A 22,158-nucleotide genomic window follows, 5' to 3' on the forward strand; every position below is an offset into this window, starting at 1 on the left:
CTCAGCGCACGCCGAAGGTGGGCTGAGCAGCGCCACGCGGCGGGGCTGCGCCATACCCCGCCCGGCTGGAGCGCACCTCCCACCGGAACGCGGTTTGCCGCGTCCCGGTCGGCCAGACACCGGCACGGCACGACGCCAACCCGTAAAGCACGTCTGGGGAAGAACCACCCATCCCGCCCACCCACCACGCGCGTTGACCCATCCGGGTGAACACCGCCGCAGGCAACTGGACTTGGGCGCAGTTGGCTGGCATAGGCTCGGGGGGGGATCGCACAACCGCACATGCGTCGGCCCCCGCCGGGACGGCAATCCCGGGCGAGGGCCTGACCACCGAGGAAGTAGGGCTTCCCGTGGCTTCACCGCAGCCTACCGCGCCGCCGTGCGCCCCGTCCGGAGTTCCGCACGCGGGTGTCACCCACGTGAAGGCCCGGCACACCGAGCGCTTCACGGTCGTCGGCAACCACCTCGCACAGCACCGCGAGCTGTCCGCGACGGCGATCGGGCTCGCTGTCCACATCCAGTCGCTGCCCGAGGGTGCCCGGGTCGATATCAAGAGCCTCGCGTCCCGGTTCCGCGAGGGCGAGACTCGGGTGGCCGCCGCGCTGCGCGAGCTGGAGAGGCACGGTTACCTGGTTCGGAGCCGTCACCGCACGGCGGCGGGCCGGATCGTCACCCGCACCGTCTGTCATCACCGGCCCGGGCAGGGGTCCGGCTCCACGGCTGGCCCGCGCTCCGGGCAGGTGGCTGGACGTCAGCTGGGGCGGGGGGCCGGGCATCGCTCCGGTTCGGCGTCCGCTCCGGCGCCCGGCTGTGTGCCGCCGCCGCTCCCCGCTCCGCGCCGGGCGCCCTGCGCTCCGGCGCGGGTGGCACGGTCCGGCCCCGCCACCGTCGTCACGCCGCCCGTGGCCGTGCCGCCCCTTGGCACGCCGCCCGACGCCAGCCCATCTGACGCCGCGCGGTCCGGCAGCGCGGCACCGGGCGCCGCGTCAGCGGAGGCGGGCACGCCCGCAGGGGTGGGGGCCGGGCGCGTACCGGCCTCGCCGCTGCCCGCGCCGCGTACGGCGAACCTCGGGCGGCACCGCATCGCCGCTGATCTCCTCATCGGCCTGCATCGCGCCGATCCCCGGCTTCTCCTGTCCGAGCGCGACGTCCGGCGCCTCACCCCGGCTGTCGCCGCCTGGCTGGAACGCGGTGCCGCGTCCGAGACCGTTCGCGTAGCCCTGGTGACCGGCCTGCCCGATCCCCTGCGTCATCCGGCGGCCCTGCTGGCCCACCGGCTCACCGCGCTGCTGCCCCCGCCCCGGGCCGCCGCGCCCCCGTCCGCGCCGCGCCCGGACCCGTTGCAGAACTGCGACGGCTGCGACCGCGCCTACCGCGCGCCCACACCCGGTGGCCGCTGCCGCGACTGCCGGACGGGCGCGTAGGTCACGGCCCCCAGGGGGCGCCGTGGACACCGGGGTGGGGCGCGGTGGGGTCAGTCGCGGCGCCACTGGGCGGGGGAGTTCCGCGTCGCCGGGTCCTCGTGGGAGCCGGGGGTGCCGCGGTCGATGTGGAACGTGGTCAGTGTCGTCACCGGGGAGGCCGGGTCGCGGCGGTCGGCGATGACGCGCAGGTGGGCGCTGAACCGACGCGGGGTGACCTCGTAGACGTCGTAGCCGTAGCGGTTGCCCTCGAAGTACTTCAGGTGCGGGTTGGCGGCGCCCATGCGCGGGCCGTTGGTCTCGTTCCACTGGGGCGAGTAGGCGCCGGAGGTGACGGAGTGGGCGGTGAACTCGGTGCCGAGCACCGGGGAGGAGGGGTCGTCGAAGTCGGGGCGGAGGTCGTCGACGAAGGCCGAGTGCCAGTCGCCGGTGACGACGACGAGGTCTTCCAGGCCGCTGTCGTGGACGTGGTGCAGGACCTCCTCGCGTTCGGCGCGGAAGCCGTCCCACTGGTCGGTGAACATGTACCAGCCGCCGGGGCGGGCGCGCAGCTGGCTCAGCATGATCGAGTTGGCCCACACGTGCCAGGTGTCCGGGGCGCGGTCGATGGTGTCCTTGAGCCAGGTCTTCTGCGCGGTGCCGAGGATCGTGCCGTCCGGGAGGTTCTGCGCCGAGCGGTGCGAGCGCAGGTCCAGGACGGTCAGCTCCAGCAGGTCGCCCCAGCGGCGGACGCGGTGAATCTCCGGGTCGGGCAGTGCGGCGTGGGCGCCGTCGCGGTGCGGCATGTGCTCGTACCACGCCTGGTAGGCGGCGGCGCGGCGCTGCATGAACGGCGCCCCTCCGCCCGTCCCGGAGTAGTCGTTGACGACCTCGTGGTCGTCCCAGGTGAGGAACCACGGGTGGGCGGCGTGCGCGGCGCGCAGGGAAGGATCACCCTTGTAGAGGGCGTGGCGGCGGCGGTAGTCGGCGACGGTGAAGACGGCCGGGCCCTCGTGGTCGCGCACGTGGTCGGCCGGGACGCCGCCGACCTGGCCGTGCTCGTAGAGGTAGTCGCCCAGGTGGACGACGAAGTCCAGGTCCTCGCGGGCGATGCCACGGTGCGCGGCGTAGAAGCCGTCGTGGAACGCCTGGCAGTTGGCGGTGGCGAAGCGGGCGGAGGCGAGGGCGCCGACCGGTGCCGTGCGGGTGCGGCCGGTGCGGCTGCGCTGGCCCAGCGCGGTGAAAGCGTACCAGTAGCGGGTGCCGGGGCGCAGGCCGGTCACGGGCACGTGCACGCTGTGGCCGAGCGTCGCGGACGCCGGGACGGTGCCCCGGGCCACGACGCTGCGCAGCCCCGCGTCCGTGGCCACCGCCCACTCGACCTCGACGATCTCCGGCAACGGCTGTTCGGCGGCGAGCGGTTCGGGGGCGAGCCGGGTCCACAGCAGCACGCTGTGCGCCTGTGGGTCGCCGGAGGCCACGCCGAGGGTGAAGGGGGCCGGGTCGTAGTCCGCGCCGAGTGCTTCGGCGGCCTCGCGGGCCTGGGCCGGGGAGAGCCCGGCGCTCAGCGGCCAGGCGAGGTTCAGCGCGCCGGCGGCTCCGGCCGCCTTCAGCAGGTCACGTCGGTTGAGGCGGGTCATGCGCGTCCCCCCGGGGTGGTCGCGGTGGCGGTGGTCGCAGTGGCCGTTGGCGTGGGGGCGGTGCTCGCCGGGGCGGTCAAGGTGAGGGAGACGGCGTCGGCGTAGCCGTCGTTGGACGTTCCGCCGCTACGGGTGAAGACCAGCAGCACGCGGGCCGTGCGGGCGCCGGGCGGCACCGTGGCCGTGGCGGTGCGTTCGACCAGCCCGGTGCGCGCGCCGCGCTCGTCTGCGGTGACGGGGCCGAGCACGCTCAGCGCCACCGGCGTGCCGCGCGCGTCCCGGAACTCCACGGACAGCCGCGCCCCGTCCTCCTGCCCCGCGTAGCCGCCGAGCCACCCGGCGAGCGTGTACCGCACCCGCCCGGCGTCCACGGCCGAGCGCCCCGTCGCACCCCGTGCGGGCAGCTCGATGTCCTGGGCGAGCGCGGTGCGGGTGCTGTTGCCGCCGGAGAAGAACCGGCTGCCGCGCTGGGCCGGGCCCGGGTCGGACGGCGTCGGGTAGCCGCCGCCGTGGCGGTAGGCGATCAGCGCGGGCGCGCCCTCTGCCACCTCCCAGCCGGTCACCGTCGTGATGGGCTCGGCACTGCCTCCGGGTCCGCTCTCCGCGTCACCGTTCACTACGAGATTCACGCGCGCCTCCCCTGCTCGGACTGGACGTGCGCATCTCACCAGCCGCCCGTGAACCCCGGAAGACCGCGCGTCGAACACCGGCCCGGCTGGCGGGAAACCAGCGGACGCGGGGGCGCGGCTCGGGCCGCCCGGGGGCGGCGCCGTTCACCCGGTCCGGTCGAAGGGACGCGTCAGGCCGGGGTGGATAAGGCCCCGGCACCCGGTGCTCCGCCGTCGTGGCGAGGCACCGGGTGCCGGGACGGGACGTACGGGGTGGGCAGGCGGGCGGGAGCGGCCGGGAGGCGTCAGTGGGCGGGGGCCGCCCAGGTGACGGGCAGGGCCGCCAGGTTGTGGTTGACGTCGCCGGGGTGCCAGACGAGGTCGCTTTCCGGGACGGCGAGCCGCAGTCCGGGGAAGCGGCGCACCAGTCCGTCGAGCGCGATGGTGAGTTCCAGCCGGGCCAGCGGGGCGCCCAGGCAGCGGTGGATGCCGTGTCCGAAGGACAGGTGCCGGGAGTCGGTGCGCCGCAGGTCGAGGCGGTCGGGGTCGGCCACCAGGGCGGGGTCCCGGTTGGCGGAGGAGAGCACGATAAACACCGGCTCCCCGCGCGGCACCGTCACGCCGCCGATCTCCACGTCCTCGGTGGCCAGCCGGGGGAAGCCGGTGGTGTCGGTGGCGAAGAGGTTGACGGCGCGCAGCAGTTCCTCCACGGCGGCGGGCACCTCCTCGGGGTGCTCGCACAGCCGCCGCCACTGCTCCGGGTGGTGCGCGATGAGCGCGAGCACCGAGTTGGCGAGCTGGCAGGCGGTGGTGTCGAAGCCCGCGCCCAGCAGGGTGTAGCCGAAGACGATGAGCTCCTGCTCGCTGAGCCGGTCGTCCTCGTCGCGGGCGGCGATCAGCGCGGACAGCAGGTCGTCCGCCGGTTCCTCGCGCTTGACCGCGATCATCTGCGCCATGTAGCCCGCGAGCCGCCCGGCGCCCTCCCTGGCCCGTTCCGGGTCGCCCGTCACCGAGGCGAACTGCCGCGCCCAGAGACCGAACTGCTCCTGGTCGTCCGCCGGGACGCCCAGCAGTTCGCAGATGACCGTGATGGGCAGCGGGGAGCTGAGAGCCGCCACGAGGTCGGCGCTGTCGCCGCCCGCCGCCATGGCGTCCAGAAAGCCGTCCACCAATTCCTGGATGCGGGGGCGGAGTCGCTCGACGCGCCGGACGGTGAACGCCTTCGTCACCAGCTTGCGCAGCCGGGTGTGCTCCGGCGGGTCCATGGAGGCGATCATCTCCGGCGGTGCCTTGAGCAGGCCGGGGAACTCCGGGGCGTCCGCGCGGTAGAAGGCCGCCCGGCTGAGCCGGGGGTCGCTGAGGGCGGCACGGGCCTCCGCGTAGCCGGTGACCACCCAGGTGTGGCCGCCGGTGGCGACGGGCACCCGGGCGACGGGCTCCTCGGCGCGCAGCCGGGAGTAGCCGGGGGCCGGGCCACGGTAGGAGGAGTGCGGGAAGGGGAAGGCCACGGCTTCCGGCGCCACTGGGCACGCCGGTGCGTCCGGCTCGGGGTGCGCCGGTGCGTTCGTCGTGGGGTGCGCCTGAGTGTCCGCCTGGGGGTGCGTCGCCGGGGCTGCGCCGGGGCACGTTTCGGGGGCTGTCGCGGCAGTGGTCTCGGGGGCTGCGCCGAGTGCCGTTCCGGGGGTCGCTTCGGAAGCTGTCGGGTGTGCCGTCGTCATCGCGGATCAGCTCTCTGGCCCGGCGAGGACGGCCGAGTAGTTCTTGCGGGCCGCCGTGTCGTACTGGAGGGCGATGTGGCTGGTGGCGGTGGTGACGTCACGCCAGAACCGCTCGACGGGCCGCCCCTGGGCGAGTCCCCCGGTGCCGGATGCCCGCACCACGAGGCCGACCGCCTCCTGGAGCAGTTCGGCGGCGAAGGTAGCGTTGCGCTCGTTGCGGGCCATCAGTTCCGGTGTGAAGTGCCGGTCGTCGATTACCTCGGCGTTCTGCGCTACGAGGTGACGAGCCGCGTCGATACGGCCCGACGCGCGCACGAGGGCGAGTTCGGCCGCCTGCGTGCGGCGGCGCGCTCCCAGTGCGGCGGCCCCCGCCGCCAGGCAGCCAACCGCCGCGCCGAGCGCCGGGGCGATGAACGTCAGCCCGCCGACGGCCTGGAAGGGCACGTTGTGCGCGGGCACGGTGGAGTGCGCGTTGTGGCCGGAGAGCATCGCCCGCCGGGAGAAGGACAGGTGGGCCGGTACCCGGGCGTCCTGGACGGTGAGGGTGTGGCTGCCGGTGGCCCGCATGCCGGTGGCGTCCCAGGTGGGGGTCACCTGGTAGCTGCCGCGCGGCAGCGCGAAGAACCGCGTCTCGGGCGGTCCGGCGGCCGGGGCGGTACCGGAGGCCGGATCGGCCACCGGCGCGCAGACCAGGGCCCAGTCCGCGTCGTCGATCCCGCTGACGTAGCCCCAGCTTCCGCTCAGCGACCAGTCGTCGCCGCTGGCCTCCGCCCGCCCGGACGGCACCAGGCCGGTCGCCACCAGCGTGTCGGGGTCGCGCCCCCACAGCTCCTCGTGCCCCTGCGGGGGGAGCAGGCTCGCGAAGCGGGAGGAGTAGGCGGCCAGGGAGGCGCACCAGGCGGTGGCCGCGCAGCCCTCCCCGACGGTGGACACGGCCCGGGTCAGCGCGGCGAAGGTGCCCTCCGCGCCGCCGAGGTGGCGGGCCACGAAGTGGCGGCCGAACCCGGCCCGGCGGACGGCCCGGACGACCTCGGGGTCGAGGGCGCCGGAGCGGTCCGCCTCGGGGGCCCGGTGCGCGGCGAGTTGCCGGACCTCATCGGCGGCCGTCTCCAGGCCGGTGTCCGGTGGTGTCTGGGTCAGCATGCTGGTACCTCCAGGGCGGGGGCGGGAGAGTCCGTCGGCTGTCCAGCGTTTCGGCACCGGCTAGAGGGGGGATGCACGCACGCTGGACCACCGCGGGCTCCCCGCCCGGTGTCGCCTCCGGCTGGCTCAGAACAGCCTGCCGAAGCGCTCCAGGGTGTCCCCCGGGCTGGGTCCCTGAAGGGCCTGGTGAATGCGCTCGGCGCCCTCGCCGTGCTGGTGCAGTTTGACGTGCGCGAGTTCGACGCGGGTGTGGTGTGCGTCCACGGGCGTGAACTCGACCTCGATCTCGCTGGCGAACTCGTCGTCGTCCAGCGGCTGCCAGGTCGGCGAGATGCGCCACGTCATGGCGAGGCGGTGCGGCGGCTCCCAGGTGAGGACACGTCCCCAGTCCTGCTGCCGCCCCTCGGCGTCCCACTCGTAGTACCGGCCGCCGACCACGGGCTCGAAGGCCAGGCCGACGCGCGCCGTCTTCAGCAGGACGTGGTGGTCGGGCCACCAGTCGGAGGGACGCTCGGTGAAGACCTGGAACGCCTTCTCGGGAGTGGCGGCGACGACCACCGACTTGCGGACGTCCGGCAGGGGTTGCACGGGCATGGCGGCTCCTTGGTTCGGCTTGGCTGGCACGTGCCCGGCACGCTCGCCGCCCCGGCTCGACGCCCCGTCGAGCCGGGCTGGACCCGTCCCCTCCAGAACGGTTCAAGGCCCCGCCGAGACCGGCGCGAGGTGCCGTTGTCACGGTCGTCGCCACGTCAGCCCCAAGCCGTCCGGCAGCGGGCACCCACAGGAGGTCACGATGGCTGAAACGGAACGACGGGTCGCGTTCATCACGGGGGCGACCAGCGGCATCGGTCTCGCCGTCACCGAGCTGCTGGCCCGCCAGGGCGTCGCGGTGTTCGGCTGCGCCCGCTCGGGGGAGGACGTGCGGACGCTGGTCAAGCGGCTGCGCGCCGAGGGGTTCGAGGCGGACGGCGCCGCGTGCGACGTCTCCTCCGCCGAGCAGGTGTCAGCCGCCGTGGCGGCGGCCGTCGCCACGTTTGGCCGGGTGGACATCCTGGTCAACAACGCGGGCCGGGGCGGCGGCGGGGTGACGGCGACCCTGGCGGACGACATCTGGTACGACGTCATCGACGTCAACCTCAACGGCGTCTTCCTGGTCACCCGCGAGGTGCTGCGGCACGGGGGGATGCTGGAGAACGGCTGGGGGCGGGTCATCAGCATCGCCTCTACCGGCGGCAAGCAGGGCGTCGCCCTGGCCGCCCCCTACTCCGCCTCCAAGCACGGCGTCATCGGCTTCACCAAGGCCGTCGGCAACGAGCTGGCGCGGTCCGGGGTGACGGTGAACGCCGTCTGCCCCGGCTATGTCGAGACGCCGATGGCCGGGCGGGTCCGCCAGGGATACGCCCATCACTGGGGCGTCAGTGAGCAGGAGGTACTGGAGAAGTTCCAGGCGAAGATCCCGATGGGCCGCTACTCCACCCCCGAGGAGGTGGCCGGGCTCGTCGGCTACCTGGCCTCGGACACCGCCGCGTCGATCACCTCGCAGGCCCTCAACGTCTGCGGCGGCCTCGGTAACTACTGACCGCCGCCCGGAAGGAATCACCATGCCGAACGCCCTGCCCGTGCTGGCCGAGACCGATGTCGCCACCTTCCGCACCGCCATGGGCCGCTTCCCCACCGGCGTCACCCTGCTCACCCAGGGCAGCGGCCCCGACACCGCCATCATCACCCTCAACAGCCTCACCTCGGTGTCCCTGGACCCCCTGTTGCTGTCGGTCTCCGTCAAGGCGGACGGCCGGATGCGGCCCCGGGTGGAGCGCCACGGCAGCTTCGCCGTCAGCGTCCTCGCCGCCTGGCACCGCGAACTGGGCGGCGAGTTCGCCCGCCCCGACCGGCCGGAGGGCGAGGCCGCCATGCTGCGCTGCGGCGCCGTTACGGGAGCCACCGGCAACGCGGTCATCCCGGACGCGGTCAGCGCCTTCGAGTGCCACCTGAGGGCGGTGCACCCCGCCGGAGACCACGCGGTGCTCATCGGAGAGGTGGTGGCCGTGCACGGCGGCAGCCCCGGCGCCGCGCCCCTCGTCTTCCACCACGGCCGGTTCACCACGCTCCCGGAGCGTGCCGCGTGAACGCCCCGGCCGCTCCGGCCGCCCCGGAAGCACCGGCACCGGCGCGGGGCGCACCCGGCGTCCTGACGGAAGTCGCTGACGGCGTACACGCCTTCGTCCAGCCCCACGGCGGCTGGTGCCTGAACAACGCCGGGCTGGTCCTCGGTGAGACGGCGCTGCTGATCGACACCGCCGCCACCGAGTCCCGGACGCGCCGCCTGCGCGAGGAGGTGCTGCGCCTGGTACCGGACGGGCCGGACCTGCTGGTCAACACGCACTTCCACGGCGATCACGTCTTCGGCAACTCCCACTTCACGCCCCGCGCCCGGGTCCTCGCGCACGCCAGCGCCCGCTCGGACATGGCCGAGTCCGGACTCGGGTTGTGCGGCCTGTGGCCGGACGTGCCCTGGGGCGATCTGCGCCTGGTGCTGCCGGACCTGACGTTCCGGGACGCGCTGACGGTGCACACCGGTGACCTCAGCGTCGAACTCCTGCACTTCGGCCCGGCGCACACGGCGGGCGACGTCGTCGCCTGGGTGCCGGAGCGCGGGGTGCTCTTCACCGGCGACGTGGCGTGGTCGCAGGTGACCCCGTTCGTCCTGATGGGCTCCTTCGAGGGCTCCTTCCGGGCGCTGGACCGGATGCGGGCGCTGCGTCCGCGCGTGGTCGTCGCCGGGCACGGCCCGGTGGCCGGGCCCGAGGTGCTGGACGAGACCGAGCGGTACCTACGCCACGTCCTGGCGATCGCTGACGACGGACTCCGGGCGGGGCTGACGCCGCTGGAGGCCGCGCGGGCGGCCGGACCCGGCCCGTATGCCGAACTCCCGGACGCCGAGCGGCTGGCGGCCAACCTGCACCGGGCCTACGCGGAGCGGAGCGGCACGCCGCCGGGAGGGCGGATCGACGTCCAGGCCGCCTTCGCCGACCTGGTGGCGCTGGGCGGGCGGCTTCCGGAGTGCCACGCCTGACCGCGACGCCGGACACACCGAGGGATGAGACCCCGGGGAGCCGACAGGAAGGACCCGAACCATGGCGAGACCACCGCTGCTCCTGAGGGCCGAGAAGCCCGGGCACACCGGGCACACCGAGGGGCGTCCCGCGCCCGGCCCACCCCGGCCCGCAGCGCCGGACACCCGTACCGCGGCCCATCCCGGCGGGTTCGGCACCTCAGGCGTCCGCGCCCAGCCCGTCGCCGTCCATCCGGCGGAGGACGGCTTCCGCGCCGGGGCGTCCCGCTCCCGTGCGTGGCCCGCCACGGCGCCCATGTCCCCCTGCCTGCTGGCCGGGGAGGACGACGCCGGGTTCGAGCCGCACATCTGGCGCGGCATCGACTGACGGCGCCGCGCCCGGGCGGTCCGCACGGCACCGGCCGTGGACCGCCGGGGCGTGGACCGTCCGGGCGTGGACCGTCCGGACGGTAGGGCGGGGCGCCGGGAGGCGGCCCACGGCGTCAGGACGCGGCCGGGGTGTCCCGGTGGATCACCCGGGACCGGGTGCGCAGTTCCCCGTCCACCCGCACGAGGACGTCGTCCACGGTGAACGTGGGCTGGAAGGCGACCTGGCCCTCGCGGTTCACCTGCGTCACCAGCGTGTAGTAGGAGACGTGCACCGAGCCGTCCTCCTGGGGTTCGATGAGCAGCTTGTCGAACCAGTGGCGGACGGCGATGCCCTGGTAGCGCGGCAGGTTGGCGCGCATGCCGGCGATCATGGCGGCGCGGCCCTCGGCACGGTCGCCGGAGGCGTGCACCACCACGCCGTCCTCGGTGAACGTGGCCGCGAACCCCTCGATGTCGAGCGCGTCCACACACCGCATCTGACGGGCGAAGAAGGTCTGCACCTCGGCGTAGAGATCGCCGGTGACCTGCCGCGTGGTGGGCTGGTCGGCCTGCTGTACGGGATGCCCCACGAGTCGCTCCTCTCGTCGCCGCCCCCGCTGACCGGGGCCGGGCCTGGTGCCGACGATCGTGCCGGGCGGTGCTCCAGCGGTGCTGGAGGACGGCTCCACATCCCCCGGTGGCCCCTGGGCAGGCGTGGCGCCGGGGCGCGGGCCGCGCGGGACTTCCGCCGGTTCTCCGCCCGTGCTCCAGCGGGCGTCCGCAGCCTGGGCGCATGACACCCCTCGTTGACACCGGCCCGGCGCCCGGGGACGTCCGGCCAGCGGCGGCCTGGTCGGTGGTGCTGCCGGTGGAGTCCTTCGAGTACGCCAAGCCGGACCTGGCCGCCGTCGCGGGCTACCACCGCCGCGAGCTGGCGCACGCGTTCTTCCTCGACACGCTGCGCGCGGTGCGGGCCACCGCCTGCGTGGGCCTGGTCGTCGTGGCGACCAGGGACCCACTGGCGGCCCGGCAGGCGCGCACGCTCGGGGCGGTCACCGGGCACGTGCCGCCGCGGGCCGATGTGCGCGAGACGGTGCGGCGCGGCGTGGCGACCGCCGCCGGGCTGGTTCCCGCCGCCCCGGTCTGCGTGCTGGCCGCCGACCTGCCCACGCTGCGCCCCTCGGAGCTGCACCAGGTGCTGACCGTCGCCCGCATGCACCCCCGCACCTTCGTCCCGGACCGTTCGGGCCGGGGCGTCACCGCGCTGACCTCCGGCTGCCCGCGCGCCGTCGATCCGGCCTTCGGCTCCGGCGCGTGCGGCCAGCAACGGCGCGGCGGGGCGCTGGAGCTGACCTGCCGGGGCACGGTGGGGCTGCGGCTGGACGTGGATGCCCCGGGCGATCTGGTGACCGCGCACCTGCGGGGTCTGGGACCGTTCACCCGGGGCATCCTGGGCACCTGGGTGCACCCGTCCCCGACTCCGGCGACCGCACGCTGACCGGCCCCGCGCCGGGCCGCCCGAACGCGCTGGCCGCCCGAACGCGTTGGGGCCATACGGGCGTGCCAGGCCGTCACACGTCCACGTCCGCACGCCGGTCGTCGCCGACGCCAGCACGCCGACGCCAGCACGCCGGGGCCGCCTCCGGCGCGGAACGCCGGTCAGCCGGCCTCGGCCAGCGCGGGTTCTGGCGTCGGCGCCGGAGCGTTCGCGGTGACCGGGAGGGCACGCGGGTACCCCTCCTCCCGCAGCCGCCGCGCCGCGGTCGCGACCGCCGCCCGGTCCGCGTCCGGTGTTCCCGGGCGGGCGGGCAGCAGCGCGGTAGCGGCGCTCGCGCGGACCCGGACGGCCCGGTGCCGCCGGGCGAATGCGGTCAGGGTCTGGCGCGGCCCCGCTTCCACCAGGTGCATGTCGTCGGCCGCCAGGAGCAGGTCGAGCGCGGGCGCGAAGTAGACGGGATCGGTGACCTGACGGGCCCAGAAGCGCGGGCTGCACGCGTTCTCGTCCGTCATCAGCCCGCCCGTGTAGCCCGAGTAGAGCGCCACCGTCGGCGGGCGGAAGCGGACAGTGGCGTACACCGGCTCGATGGCGTCGCTCGCCGGGGCCATCGCCGGGCTGTGGAAGGGGGAGGTGGCGGGCACCCGCACGACGGTCAGGCCGGTGCCGCGCAGCGCGTCGGCGACCCGGTCCAGCGGCTCGCCCGGACCGGCCAGCATCACCTGGGCGGTGGCGTTGACGGCGGCAAGCACGACATCGGGGGTCAGAAAGGGCCGGACCTGTTCGGCGGACGCCCCCACAGCGAGCATGCCGCCCGGCGGGACGAGCAGGGCGGCCCGCACCCGTTCGCGCACCATGCGGACGGCGTCGGAAAGCCGCATCACGCCCGCGAGGGCGGCGGCGGCCAGTTCGCCCGCCGAGTGGCCGAGCAGTGCGGTGGGGCGCACGCCCCAGCTGAGCACCATCCGGCCCAGGGAGTAGTCAACGGCGAAGAGCAGGGGCTGGGCGCGGCGGACGTCGTCGATGCCGATCGCGGGATCGTCGCTGAGCCAGTCGCGCCGCAGGGCAGGGCCTTCCCCGCCCATGAGGCCGAGCACCCGGTCCATGGCCAGGGTGAAGACGGGGTCGTGCCGGTAGAGGCCCGCGGCCATGCGCAGGTGCTGGGACCCCTGGCCGGGGAAGAGCAGGGCGACGGGACGGCGGTGGGTGCTGGGTGACATCTCTCTCCCGAGGTGTTCGGTGCCGGTGGAGAACGGGGGGCCGCGCTCAGGAAGGCGCTCACCAGAGGGTGGGACGACGACGGCCGCCCGCCGCGCTCTGGGCGCGGCGGGCGGCCACCCCGGCGGGTCAGACCAGCGGGGCGGGGAGCCGGACACTGTCGTTGATGACTTCCAGCAGGGCGCGCGGGGTCTCCGCGTCCACCACGGCGTCGTCGGGGATCTGCAGGGAGTAGTCGCGCTGGATCTGGCCGATCACCTGGAGCAGGGCGAGGGAGTCGTAGCCGAGCTCCATGAAGGGGGTGTCCAGGACGTCGCCGTCCAGGTCAACGCCCTCCTCCTCGCCCGCGCTCTCGCGGAGCATCCGGGTGAGGTCGGCGAGGGTGATGGTGGCCGCGGTGTCGGTGGCGGCTGCGGTGCTGCTCATGGGGTGTCCTCTCTGGGGCCGGTGCGGCGGGATCGCCGACGGCGTCCGAACGGGTGGGCACAACAAACGGGGTGGAACGGTGTGGGGGTTCGGGGCGCGGCTGTGGTGTCCGCGTCAGGCGGCGCGGCGTACCACCAGCGCGGCGTTGAAGCCGCCGTGACCACGGGCGAGCACCAGCGCGGTGCGCGGCGCGGTCTCGCGCGGGGCGCCCGTCACCAGGTCGATGCCGTATCCGGGGTCGGCTTCGGTGACGTGCGCGGTGGGCGGGATGACGCCGTCGCGCAGGGCCAGCAGGGCCGTCGCGACGTCGAGCGAGGCGCCGCCCGCCAGCAGTCGTCCGGTCATCGTCTTCGGCGCGGTGACGGGGACGCCGCGCGGGCCGAACAGTTCGGTCAGGGCTTGGGCCTCGGCGCGGTCCAGCCCGGGGGTTCCGGCGGCGTCCGCGAAGACGACGTCGATGTCCCCGGGGGTCAGGCCCGCGTCGGCCAGGGCGTTCTCCGCCGCCCGGCGGAGCCGGGACGGCCCCGGAGTGCCGGGCGCCGCGTCCAGCGTGGCCGCGTAGCCAGCCAGTTCGCCGTAGACCTGGGTGGCTCCGCGCTCGCGGACGGTGTCGGCGTCCTCGACGACGAGGATCGCGCCGCCCTCCCCCGGCACGTAGCCGCTGGCGTCGGCGGCGAAGGGCCGGTAGGCGCGGGCCGGGTCGGGCTCGGTGCTGAGCAGCCCGGTGGCGAGCTGCGGCACCCAGCCCCAGGGGCACAGGGCGGCGTCTACCCCGCCCGCCACCACCAGCGGCGTCCCCCGGCGGATGTGCCGGCGGGCCTGCCCGAGCGCGTCGATGCCGCCCGCCTGCTCGGTGAGCAGGACGCCGCTGGGGCCGCGCATCTTGTGGCGGATGGAGATCTGGCCGGTGTTGACGGCGTAGAACCAGGCGAAGGACTGGTAGGCGCTGACGTACTCCTTGCCCTGGCTCCACAGGTTCTGCAGCTCGCGCTGGCCGAACTCCACCGCGCCGCCGGAGGCCGAGGTCACCACGCCCATGCCGTACTCGGGCAGGTCGCCGGGCACCACCCCGGCGTCGGTGAGCGCCCAGTCGGTGGCGGTGAGGGCGAGCCGCGTCATGTGGTCGGTCTGCGGCAGCAGGCGGCTGGGAATGTGCTCCTCCGCGCGGTAGCCGCCGATCTCCCCGGCGACGGTGGCGGGGTAGCCGGTCACATCGAAACGGGTGACCGTGCCCAGTCCGCTGGTGCCGGCCAGGGTGGCCGCCCAGAACTCCTCGGTGCCGAGCCCGTTGGGTGCGGTGATGCCCAGACCGGTGACCACGGCGGTCGCGGTCGCCGTGCGGGCCGGGCGGGCGGGCGCGGTGGCGGTGGCGGTCATGCCAGGCTCCTCTCCGGGCGGGCCAGCAGCATCGCGCTCTGGAAACCGCCGAAGCCGCTGGCCACACTGAGCACCACGTCGGGACGTGCCTCGCGGGCGTGCAGCGGGATGTAGTCGAGATCGCACTCGGGGTCGGGGTCGTGCAGGTTGGCCGTGGGCGGCAGGACGCCGTGTTCCATCGCGAGCGCGCAGGCCGCGATCTCCAGCGCGCCGATGGCACCCAGGGAGTGGCCGATCATGGACTTGATGGAGCTCATCGGCGTCCGGTAGGCGTGCTCGCCCAGGCTGCGTTTGACGGCGCCGGTCTCGTGCCGGTCGTTCATCTTGGTGCCCGAGCCGTGGGCGTTGATGTAGCCGATGTCGGTGGGGTTGACGCGGCCGTCGGCCAGCGCGGCGTCGATCGCCTCGGACATCTCGCGGCCGTCGGGCTTGAGGCCGGTCATGTGGTAGGCGTTGCAGCGGGAGGCGAACCCGGCGACCTCGGCGTAGAGGTGGGCGCCGCGCCGCCGGGCGTGCTCCAGCTCCTCCATGATCAGCACTGCCGCGCCCTCGCCCAGGACGAGGCCGTTGCGGGTCCGGTCGAAGGGGCGGCAGGCGTGCTCGGGGTCGTCGTTGCGGGGGGTGGTGGCGAGGATGGCGTCGAAGCAGGCGGAGGTGATCGGGGAGATCGGGGCCTCGGTGGCACCGGCCACCATGACGTCGGCGGTGCCCTCGCGGATCAGTTCGGCGGCGTGGCCGATGGCGTCCACCCCCGAGGTGCAGCCGGTGGAGACGACGGCGGCCGGTCCTTCGGCGCGTGCGGCGTGGCCCACCTCGGCGGCCATCGAGCTGGGCACGAAGTGCCGGTACAGCTCGGGGACGGCGAAGGTGTGGTCCACCTCCCACGTGCGGCCGCCGTCGCTGACCACGACGTACTCCCGCTCCAGGCTGGTCGTGCAGCCCACGGCGCTGCCGAGCGAGGTGCCGGTCCGGGACGGGTCCACCGCGTCCACGTCGAGCCCGCTGTCGGCCAGCGCCTCCCGCGTGCTGACGACGGCGAACTGTGCCGCGCGGTCCATCCGCCGGATCTCCTGCGGCCCCAGCCCCGCCAGCCGCGGGTCGAAGTCGCACTCGGCGGCCACCCGGGAGCGGAACGGCGAGGCGTCGAAGAAGGAGATGGCCCGGGTGGCCGAACGCCCGGCGGTGAGCAGGCTCCAGTAGTCCTTCACCCCGACGCCGCCGGGGGCGACGACGCCGATGCCTGTGATGGCGACCCTGCGCATGGCGGCTACCTCGCCTTTCTCGAAGCCGGAGGCCGCTGGGGCCCCCGGTGGGACAGAGCTGACCACATCACAACAAATCCCCTCGTTCCGGCTGTGCGGGCTGTTCTTCCGGTGTGCTGTGCGGGTGTGGCGTTCCCGGTGGGATCGGCAGAGCCCGGACGGGTGTGGGGTGTCCACCCCCGTCCCGGACTCCGAGCCGGGCCGCCGCACGCTTGTGGCGTTCGGCCTCCCACCGGTGCGGTCATGTTTCGGGCGCCCCCTCAACCCCTGCTCGCGCCCGCGTGGAACCGGCCCGCGCGGACGGCGGCGGCCGGGTGGGTGCGCGGGCAGGCCGAAGCGCCGCTGCCCGGGCGGAGGCTGGCGGGCGGCGGCGCTTGCGCGACGAGTCCCCGCAGAGGTCAGGGCGCTGCGGGCAGGAGGTCGTGTTCGCCTGCGAGTACGGTCTGCTGGAGGCGCTGGAGCCGGGGGGAGGGTTCCAGGCCGAGTTCGTTGACCAGGGTGGTGCGCAGCCTGCGGTACGCCTCCAGGGCGCGCCAGGAGCTGCCGGAGCGGTGCAGGGCGATGATCAGCTGGGCGCAGAAGTTCTCGTGCATCGGGTACTTGGCGGCCAGCACGGTGAGTTCGGGGATCAGCGACCCGTGGCGGCCGAGGCGCATGTCGGCGTCGATGCGGCGTTCGAGGGCGGCCATCCGGCCCTCCTCCAGGCGCAGGGTCTCCAGTTCGAGGACGCCGCCCACCGGTACGTCCACCAGCGACGGGCCGCGCCAGATGGCCAGGGACTTGCGCAGCAGCGCGGAGCCCGTCTCGTGGTCACCCGCCTCGCACGCCGCCCGGCCGTCCTCCGCGTACTGCTCGAACTCCTGGATGTCGAGCTGGCCCGGCTGGACCTGGAGGACGTAGCCGCCGTGCCGGGTGAGCAGGATGTCCTTGGGTTCCAGGCCGGTGGTGCGCCCGGCCAGCGCAGCGCCGATCCGGCGGCGCAACTGGAGGATGTAGGTCTGGAGCGTGGTGGCGGCACTGCGCGGTATGGCCTCCCCCCACAGTTCCTCCATGAGGGTGGAGACGGTGACCATGCGGTCCGAGTGCAGTGCGAGCAGGGCCAGTACCTGACGCGGCTTGGCGGCGCTCGGCAGCACCGACACGCCGTTCAGGGTGGCGGTGAACGGTCCCAGAATGCTGACGTCCATGGGTGCGTGCCCTTCCGGCGGGGTTCCTGCCGGGATTACCGCCCGGCCTTCGGTCGTCGTTCTTCCGGAAGCGTCACACCCGCATACCCCGCAGGCCCAGTGAGGGGAACACCAAGCGGCATGTGAAGATTTCCCGCCGTCGAGGTGAAGGTGGCACTGTCGGTGCGCGGGCGCCGTCAGCAGACTGGGAACCACCGAGCGGTCACCGAACGCTCACTCGCCCATCGTTGGAGGGTTCCCATGGACGTCATGCCGCAGCACCCCCGTCTCGCCACCTGCCCCACCCGTCCTTCCGTGGCCGAGGAGTTGCGCTCTTCGGAGCTGGCCGCCCGCCTCGGTCTGGAGCCCGCCCTGGCCGCGCGGTACGACCGCGACCCGGGCGCGGTCCTCAGCCAGTTCGGCCTCAGCGTCGCCGAGCCCGTCTACAGCGGCGGACGCGTGCTGATCGAGCAGCTGGGCGCCCAGTGGGCCACCGCCGACAGCGCCTACACGATGGGCTGCACGCACGGCTGCCCCGAGCCGGCCGCGCACGCCGCCGCCCCGGTCCGCGGAGCCGTCACGGCATGACCGAGCGGATACGGCAGAGCGACGAGGCGCGGCGCGTCGGATTCCGCCACCACCTGCGCGTTGACGTCGTTCCCGGAGACGGTGTCTACCTGCTCTCCGAGCAGGGGGTGACGGTGCTGCACGGTGCGGAGGTGCAGCACCTCGCCCCGCTCCTGGACGGCAGCCGCACGCTGCCCGAACTCCTGCGGGAAGCGCAGGCGTTCGATCCGGCGCTGGACGCGGGCCGCATCGTCGCCGACCTGGCGCGGGCGGGCCTGATCGGGTACCGCCCGGCCCGGGCCGGGTCACCGCAGGAGAGGGCGGCCGCCGCCTACTGGGAGCTGGCCGGTCTCGACGGGCCGTCCGTCAGCCAGACCCTGTCCCGCTCGCCGGTGCGCATCGTGTCAATCGGCCGGGTGGACCCCGGGCAGGCCCGGGCCGCCTGCGCCGCGTCCGGTCTGACGGTGGCCGCTCCCGGACACCTGGGGAGCGGCCCGGCCGACGGCGCGCTGTCGCTGGTGCTGTGTGACGACTACCTCGCGCCCCGGCTGGCCGCCGTGGACTCCTGGCACCGGGCCCGCCGCCAGCCCTGGCTGCTCGCCGCTCCGGGCGCCGCCTCTCCGTGGATCGGCCCCGTCTTCCGGCCCGGTGAGGGGCCGTGCTGGAACTGCCTGGCGCACCGGCTGCGGGCCCACCGCCGGTCCGAGGTGCCGCTCCAGCAGGCGCTGGCGCTGGACGGCCCGGTGCCCAGGCCAGCCGCGTCGCTGCCAGCCGGACTGTGGCTGGGCCTCCAGGGTGCGGTGCTGGAAGCCGCCAAGTGGCTGGCCGGGATGCGCGCGGCCAGCCACGAGGTGGTGACGGTGCTGGACACCGGGACGCTGCGGAACACCGCGCACCCGGTGACCCGGCGGCCGCAGTGTGCCGCCTGCGGCGACCCCGGGCTCGTGGCCACGGGGGCCGCCCGGCCCTTCGTGCCGGTATCCCGGCCGAAGGCGGGCGGGGCGGGCAGCAACGACCGGTCGCTGTCCACGGCCCAGATGAGGGAACGTTACGGCCATCTCATCGACCCGGTGCTCGGCATCGTCTCCTCGGTGCGGCGTGACGAGCGCCTGCCCGCCGGTTTCCACAGCTTCCATTCGGGCCAGAACCTGGCCTTCGGCAGCCGCACCCTCGCCGAGGTGCGGGGCAGTCTGCGCAGCCAGAGCGGCGGCAAGGGCGTCACCGCCGAGGAGGCCGAGATCGGCGCGCTGTGCGAGGCGGTGGAGCGCTACTCGGCCACCCGCCAGGGGGACGAACTCGTCGTCCGCGAAACCTACGACGGGCTCGGGGACAGCGCTGTGCACCCCAACGCCTGCCAGCTGTTCGCCGAGCGGCAGTTCACGGAGCGCACCCGGTGGAACGCCCGGCACTCCGCCTTCCAGCGGGTGCCCGCACCGTTCGCCGCCCACCGTCCGGCCGAGTGGACGCCGATGTGGTCGCTGACGGCCGGGACCCACCGGCTGCTGCCCACCTCGATGCTCTACTTCCCGGGCACCAGCCCGCCCGATCCGGACGGCGTCCTCGCCGACTCCAACGGCAACGCGGCGGGAAGCAGCCCGGAGGACGCGGTGGTGCAGGGGTTCCTCGAACTCGTCGAGCGGGACGCGGTGGCGCTGTGGTGGTACAACCGCACCCGGCACCCCGCCGTCGATCTCGACGCCTTCGACCAGCCGTGGCTCACCGAACTGCGGGAACGCTACGCCCGCCTGCGCCGCGACCTGTGGGTGCTCGACCTCACCTCGGACTTCGGCATCCCGGTCATGGCCGCGCTGTCCCGGCGCACCGACAAACCGGCCGAGGACATCACCTTCGGGTTCGGCGCCCACTTCGATCCCCGGCTGGCGCTGCGCCGCGCGGTGACGGAGATGTCGCAGCTGCTCGGGCCGGTGGCCGGGGTCGGCGCGGGCCCGCCCGGCACCCCGGCGCGCTACCCGGACGCGGACCGGGAGCTGCTGGACTGGTGGACGCGGGCCACCCTGGCGAACCAGCCCTACCTACGGCCCGATCCGGCGCAGTCCGCCCGCGCGCCGGGAAACTGGGCCTACACGCCGCGCGCTGACCTGCGCGCGGACGTCGCGGCCGTCGAACGGCTGGTGTCCGCGCGGGGGATGGAGTTGCTGGTGCTCGACCAGACGCGCCCGGACATCGGGCTCCCCGTCGTGAAGGTGGTCGTGCCGGGCCTGCGGCACTTCTGGGCGCGCTTCGCCGAGGGGAGGCTGTTCGACGTGCCGGTCCGGCTGGGCTGGCTGGACCGTCCGACGCCCTACCCCGAGCTGAATCCGATCCCGCTCTTCGCCTGAGCCGGGTGCGGCCCCCTTCCCCGGCGCCCGCCCGCCGGTGCGCCTTCCGGCCAGTCCGCCCGCGCCCCACCGCCCCCGGGGTGCGGGCGGACCGGCGCGCGGATAACCGCCCCTCCGGCGCTCCGGGACGCCCGGGGCCACCCACCGTTCCGGGAGCTGGCGCCTGCCCAGGCTGTCGTCACGTGTTATCCCGGGCTTTCCGCAACGGATATCGCACTCGCCGTTCCTGACGGTAAACTCCCCGCAAACAGGGTCGGTTTCCAGCCTCCCTCGGAAGGGGTACCGGTGCATCCGTTGACGGCTCACGGTGCGTCAGGCGAGGGGACGGCATCAGCGTCCGGAGCGCCGGAAGACCCGGAATACCCGGAAGACGACGTGCGGGAGCGGGACCAGGCGTTCGGCGGCCTCCCGGCACCGCGCATCGCGAAGACGATCGCCGTGGCGACGCTGGGCTACTACGCGCTGATCGTGGTGCTGAACGTGGTGCGCTCCGACCCGGACCGCACCGAACTCCTGCTCTCCCTCGGCTGCGTCACGGTGCTCTTCGCCGCCCACAGCGTCGTCCACACCGCGCCCGGCGCCCGGGAGTGGCCGCTGTGGGTCCGGGTCCTGACGCTCACCGGACAGGCGGCGCTCACCTGTTTACCCTTCCTGGCCTACGGCCTCAGCTGGGGCAGCATGGGCGGTCCGCTGGCCGGATCGCTGTTCCTGCTCCTGCCCGGCCGGGCAGCGCTGCCGCTGGTCGGCGTGATCCTGCTGGCCGTGCTGGGAGCCGCGCTGGACTCGGACGCCGACGCCGTCGGCGTCGTCTACCTCGTGGCCTCCACCCTCATGGCCGGGCTGATCCTGTACGGGATGGCACGGCTGGCCCATCTGGTCACCGAAGTGCACGCCACCCGGAGGGAGATGGCGCGCATGGCGGTGTGCAACGAGCGGCTGCGCTTCTCCCGCGACCTGCACGACCTGCTGGGCTACAGCCTGTCCGCGATCTCGCTGAAGAGCGAGCTCGCTCACCGGCTCGCCCCCGTGGACGCCGACCGGGCGCAGCAGGAGATCGCCAGTGTCTCCGAGCTCTCCCGGCGGGCGCTGAGCGACGTCCGCATGGTCGCGCACGCATATCGCAGCATGTCCTTGCGCGCCGAACTCACATCGGCTGAGATGGTGTTGAAGGCCGCGGACATAGACGTGACCACCAGCGCACCGGAGCTGGAGCGGCTGGACTCGGTGATCGACTCGGTCCTGGCCATCGCTCTGCGCGAGGGGGTGACGAACATTCTCCGGCACAGCAAGGCCGAAAGGTGCCGGATAACGCTGCGGCAGCGGGCGGGGCGGCTCCGTTTCGTGGTGGAGAACGACGGCGTGCCCAGCCGGAGCCCGGTCCGGGAGCCGCACAGCGGCAGCGGCCTGGGAAACCTGGCCGACCGGCTCGCCGCGGTCGGCGGCTCAGCGCACGCGGACCGTCCCGGTGCGGGGACGTTCCAACTGGTGGTGGAGGCCCCGGTGGCACCGTGCCCCGGGCTGAGACGGTGAACGCGCTTCAGCCGCGCACTGAGGACGGTTGACGGGGGTTATGAAGATCGTGAAGGTCCTGCTGGCGGAGGATGTGCAGATGATTCGCGGAGCGCTCGTCGCGCTCCTGCAACTGGAGAGGGACATGGAGGTGGTGGCCGAGGTGTCGGCGGGAGACGAGGTCGTCGCCGAAGCCGTGCGGTCGCGGCCCGACGTGGCGGTGATCGATGTCGATCTGCCCCGGCAGGACGGCATCGAGGCCGCGATCGAGCTCCGAAGACAGCTGCCCGGCTGCCGCACCCTCATCCTCACCAGCCTCGGGCGCCCCGGCACGGTCCGCAGAGCGCTGAACGCGCAAGTCAACGGCTTCCTGCTGAAGGACGCGCCGTCCAGCCAGCTCGCCCACGCGGTGCGCGCCGTAGCGGCCGGGCAGCGGGTGCTGGACCCGCAGCTGGCCCTCACCGCCTGGGACGTACCGGAAATACCGCTCTCCGCGCGGGAGCTGGAAGTGCTGCGGCTCGCCGCGCAGGGCGCCGAGGTCGCCGAGATCGCCGCCTGCCTCTACCTCTCGACCGGGACCGTACGGAACTACCTGACGGCGATCGTCACCAAACTTCTGGCCCGCAACCGGGTGGACGCGATCCGCATCGCCCAGGAGGCTGGCTGGATCGCGTGATCCGGCGCCCGCCGGTGGGCAGCCGACAGCATGCCGGGCCTGCGCCGTCTATCCGCCGGGCTACACCCCACGCCAGCATGCTCCGCACCTCCGGGCGGCCCTGCGGCGTCAGGCCCAGTAGTGCCGTGTCAGCCAAGGTTCGCCCCGTCGCGACGCCCGGCACGGCGCCTCGCGGCGTTGCCGAATCGACCGA

At 74.3% G+C, this 22,158-nt stretch carries 21 protein-coding genes; 10 read left to right on the plus strand and 11 right to left on the minus strand.

What is annotated here, in order from left to right:
• The first annotated feature begins 419 nt into the window (after positions 1-419).
• A complete protein-coding gene (locus tag JJV70_RS10175; protein ID WP_308294765.1) occupies positions 420-1,424 on the plus strand; it encodes a helix-turn-helix domain-containing protein in 1,005 nt (334 codons plus the stop codon).
• A 50-nt stretch (positions 1,425-1,474) separates the two neighbouring features.
• Here the strand turns inward: JJV70_RS10175 and JJV70_RS10180 are convergent, their stop codons facing one another.
• The 5 genes from JJV70_RS10180 to JJV70_RS10200 all read right to left on the minus strand — a co-directional run bounded on the left by JJV70_RS10180 (position 1,475) and on the right by JJV70_RS10200 (position 7,103).
• Positions 1,475-3,040: an alkaline phosphatase gene (locus JJV70_RS10180; RefSeq protein WP_219047498.1), complete on the minus strand. Its 1,566-nt coding sequence runs from the start codon at positions 3,038-3,040 to the stop codon at positions 1,475-1,477.
• The gene (locus JJV70_RS10185; RefSeq protein ID WP_257573693.1) at positions 3,037-3,669 is read right to left on the minus strand and encodes a phosphoesterase; all 633 of its coding nucleotides are present in this window, start codon (positions 3,667-3,669) and stop codon (positions 3,037-3,039) included. Before JJV70_RS10185 ends, JJV70_RS10180 begins: the two co-directional genes overlap by 4 nt.
• A gap of 284 nt (positions 3,670-3,953) precedes the next feature.
• Positions 3,954-5,156 carry a cytochrome P450 gene (locus tag JJV70_RS10190; RefSeq protein ID WP_308294766.1) on the minus strand — a complete coding sequence of 401 codons (1,203 nt, stop codon included), beginning with the start codon at positions 5,154-5,156 and terminating at the stop codon, positions 3,954-3,956.
• Between the two features lie 216 nt (positions 5,157-5,372).
• Positions 5,373-6,509, minus strand: coding sequence for a hydrolase (locus JJV70_RS10195; protein WP_219047500.1), 1,137 nt, complete (start codon positions 6,507-6,509; stop codon positions 5,373-5,375).
• Positions 6,510-6,635: 126 nt separating this feature from the next.
• Positions 6,636-7,103, minus strand: a complete 468-nt coding sequence (locus tag JJV70_RS10200) for an SRPBCC domain-containing protein (protein ID WP_219047501.1) — start codon at positions 7,101-7,103, stop codon at positions 6,636-6,638.
• Between the two features lie 199 nt (positions 7,104-7,302).
• Here JJV70_RS10200 and JJV70_RS10205 point away from each other — a divergent pair, with 199 nt between their 5' ends.
• From JJV70_RS10205 to JJV70_RS10220, 4 genes are all read left to right on the plus strand, one after another.
• Positions 7,303-8,088, plus strand: a complete 786-nt coding sequence (locus JJV70_RS10205) for an SDR family NAD(P)-dependent oxidoreductase (RefSeq protein WP_219047502.1) — start codon at positions 7,303-7,305, stop codon at positions 8,086-8,088.
• Between the two features lie 22 nt (positions 8,089-8,110).
• Positions 8,111-8,635 (plus strand): flavin reductase family protein, encoded by a 525-nt coding sequence (locus tag JJV70_RS10210; protein ID WP_219047503.1) that lies wholly within the window; start codon positions 8,111-8,113, stop codon positions 8,633-8,635.
• Complete coding sequence (locus JJV70_RS10215; protein ID WP_219047504.1) at positions 8,632-9,582, plus strand: MBL fold metallo-hydrolase; 951 nt, start codon at positions 8,632-8,634, stop codon at positions 9,580-9,582. Before JJV70_RS10210 ends, JJV70_RS10215 begins: the two co-directional genes overlap by 4 nt.
• Before the next feature lie 61 nt (positions 9,583-9,643).
• Positions 9,644-9,949, plus strand: a complete 306-nt coding sequence (locus JJV70_RS10220) for a hypothetical protein (RefSeq protein ID WP_219047505.1) — start codon at positions 9,644-9,646, stop codon at positions 9,947-9,949.
• Between the two features lie 115 nt (positions 9,950-10,064).
• Here JJV70_RS10220 and JJV70_RS23385 read toward each other — a convergent pair whose 3' ends face one another.
• The gene (locus JJV70_RS23385; protein WP_308294767.1) at positions 10,065-10,520 is read right to left on the minus strand and encodes a nuclear transport factor 2 family protein; all 456 of its coding nucleotides are present in this window, start codon (positions 10,518-10,520) and stop codon (positions 10,065-10,067) included.
• Between the two features lie 203 nt (positions 10,521-10,723).
• Here JJV70_RS23385 and JJV70_RS10230 point away from each other — a divergent pair, with 203 nt between their 5' ends.
• Complete coding sequence (locus JJV70_RS10230; RefSeq protein ID WP_219047506.1) at positions 10,724-11,428, plus strand: 2-phospho-L-lactate guanylyltransferase; 705 nt, start codon at positions 10,724-10,726, stop codon at positions 11,426-11,428.
• A gap of 161 nt (positions 11,429-11,589) precedes the next feature.
• Here the strand turns inward: JJV70_RS10230 and JJV70_RS10235 are convergent, their stop codons facing one another.
• The 5 genes from JJV70_RS10235 to JJV70_RS10255 all read right to left on the minus strand — a co-directional run bounded on the left by JJV70_RS10235 (position 11,590) and on the right by JJV70_RS10255 (position 16,895).
• Positions 11,590-12,645: an acyltransferase domain-containing protein gene (locus JJV70_RS10235; protein ID WP_219047507.1), complete on the minus strand. Its 1,056-nt coding sequence runs from the start codon at positions 12,643-12,645 to the stop codon at positions 11,590-11,592.
• A 127-nt stretch (positions 12,646-12,772) separates the two neighbouring features.
• Positions 12,773-13,069, minus strand: coding sequence for an acyl carrier protein (locus tag JJV70_RS10240; RefSeq protein WP_219047508.1), 297 nt, complete (start codon positions 13,067-13,069; stop codon positions 12,773-12,775).
• Positions 13,070-13,183: 114 nt separating this feature from the next.
• Positions 13,184-14,446: a ketosynthase chain-length factor gene (locus JJV70_RS10245; RefSeq protein ID WP_219047509.1), complete on the minus strand. Its 1,263-nt coding sequence runs from the start codon at positions 14,444-14,446 to the stop codon at positions 13,184-13,186.
• Positions 14,443-15,708 carry a beta-ketoacyl synthase gene (locus JJV70_RS10250; RefSeq protein WP_219047510.1) on the minus strand — a complete coding sequence of 422 codons (1,266 nt, stop codon included), beginning with the start codon at positions 15,706-15,708 and terminating at the stop codon, positions 14,443-14,445. Before JJV70_RS10250 ends, JJV70_RS10245 begins: the two co-directional genes overlap by 4 nt.
• A gap of 398 nt (positions 15,709-16,106) precedes the next feature.
• Positions 16,107-16,895, minus strand: a complete 789-nt coding sequence (locus tag JJV70_RS10255) for an AfsR/SARP family transcriptional regulator (RefSeq protein ID WP_219047511.1) — start codon at positions 16,893-16,895, stop codon at positions 16,107-16,109.
• A gap of 249 nt (positions 16,896-17,144) precedes the next feature.
• Here JJV70_RS10255 and JJV70_RS10260 point away from each other — a divergent pair, with 249 nt between their 5' ends.
• The 4 genes from JJV70_RS10260 (at position 17,145) to JJV70_RS10275 (ending at position 21,965) form a co-directional block, all read left to right on the plus strand.
• Positions 17,145-17,462 carry a hypothetical protein gene (locus JJV70_RS10260; protein ID WP_219047512.1) on the plus strand — a complete coding sequence of 106 codons (318 nt, stop codon included), beginning with the start codon at positions 17,145-17,147 and terminating at the stop codon, positions 17,460-17,462.
• On the plus strand, positions 17,459-19,780 hold the full coding sequence (locus tag JJV70_RS10265; RefSeq protein ID WP_219047513.1) for a TOMM precursor leader peptide-binding protein: 2,322 nt from the start codon (positions 17,459-17,461) through the stop codon (positions 19,778-19,780). Before JJV70_RS10260 ends, JJV70_RS10265 begins: the two co-directional genes overlap by 4 nt.
• Before the next feature lie 375 nt (positions 19,781-20,155).
• A complete protein-coding gene (locus tag JJV70_RS23390; protein ID WP_219047514.1) occupies positions 20,156-21,310 on the plus strand; it encodes a histidine kinase in 1,155 nt (384 codons plus the stop codon).
• A gap of 40 nt (positions 21,311-21,350) precedes the next feature.
• Positions 21,351-21,965: a DNA-binding response regulator gene (locus JJV70_RS10275; protein WP_219047515.1), complete on the plus strand. Its 615-nt coding sequence runs from the start codon at positions 21,351-21,353 to the stop codon at positions 21,963-21,965.
• The last annotated feature ends 193 nt before the right edge of the window (positions 21,966-22,158 follow it).

The organism is Streptomyces sp. JJ66, assembly GCF_019303495.1.
Lineage (GTDB): Bacteria > Actinomycetota > Actinomycetes > Streptomycetales > Streptomycetaceae > Streptomyces.